Source organism: Microcoleus sp. OTE_8_concoct_300, from assembly GCF_031383065.1.
GTDB lineage: Bacteria > Cyanobacteriota > Cyanobacteriia > Cyanobacteriales > Microcoleaceae > Microcoleus.
The window spans coordinates 1-1,124 of sequence record NZ_JANMZH010000233.1 but is presented as its reverse complement, the minus strand read 5'-3'; the positions used below and the strand labels follow the sequence as shown (position 1 = coordinate 1,124).

1 pseudogene is annotated in these 1,124 nt (G+C 47.5%); it reads left to right on the top strand.

Annotated features, from left to right (window positions below):
- Positions 1-1,124: pseudogene (locus tag ACUVJL_RS11280) on the top strand (DUF2079 domain-containing protein); the annotation flags it as partial.

The window sequence follows — 1,124 nt, the reverse complement described above, 5'->3', positions numbered from 1 at the left end:
GTTTGGGATTCTCGCAACTTTGATGTTGGCCGTGCGAGAAGATGGGGGAGTTGTGTTATTTGGGGTGGGAGTTTACTTGATTTTGAGTCGGCGCTATCCTCTGACTGGCTTGGCTGTGTGCATTCTCAGTTTTGGTTACATGATTTTGTTGACGAATCTGATTATGCCTTTGTTTTCTGCTGATATTTCCCAGCGGTTTATGATGGAACGCTTCGGTCAATATGCTGATGGTGATGAAGCTTCGACTCTACAAATTATTTGGGGAATGGCGAGCAATCCTGGGCGGTTGATTGAACAATTATTTACGCCATTTTTTGGTAAAATCAAGTACCTGATTGGGCAGTGGTTGCCGTTGGCTTTAGTTCCTGCTGTAGCGCCGGCTTCTTGGACGATCGCTGGATTTCCGCTGCTAAAGCTATTTTTAGCGAAAGGAGAGTCCGTGTTGGCGATTAATATTCGCTATGCGATGACTGTGGTTCCAGGGCTTTTTTATGGGGCAATTCTGTGATGGGCCGATCGCCAAAAAGAAGAAAATCGAATTAGGAGCGGAGAAAAAACAGTCTTGCGTTTTCCTTCCGCAATGTTTCCTTTCCCTTCGTCTGCCAAGTTTCGTCGCTTTTGGGCGTTTTGCATCTGCTTGTCGCTATTTTTTACCTTCACGTCTAACCCAAATCGAACTTTTTCGTTTATTTTGCCGGATGCGATCGAGCCTTGGGTGCAGGTTCCTCTGATCAGACAATGGCAACACGTTTTTCATGTGCGGCCGCTGTTGGCTCAAATTCCTGCGAATGCTAGTGTGGCTGCGACGAATACGCTTGTGCCGATTTTGTCAAGTCGCCGGGAAATTCTCCGGCTTCCGATGTTGGAATTGCGAAATGATGCGAGGGAGGCGGTGAAGATGGAATATGTTATTGCTGATATGTTGCAGTTGCAGCAGTATCAGGCTGCGTTTCGCAGCGAGAGGCGACAGTTGCAGGAAATTGTCCCGCAGATCGATCGGCTTTCCAAATCTCAAGAGTATGGAATTGTAGGCTTTGAAGATGGCGCGATTTTGATGCGTCGGAGTGCTGTTTCTGACTCAGCTTCAGTTGCTGCTTGGACTCGTTTTCGCCGCGAATTGGAGC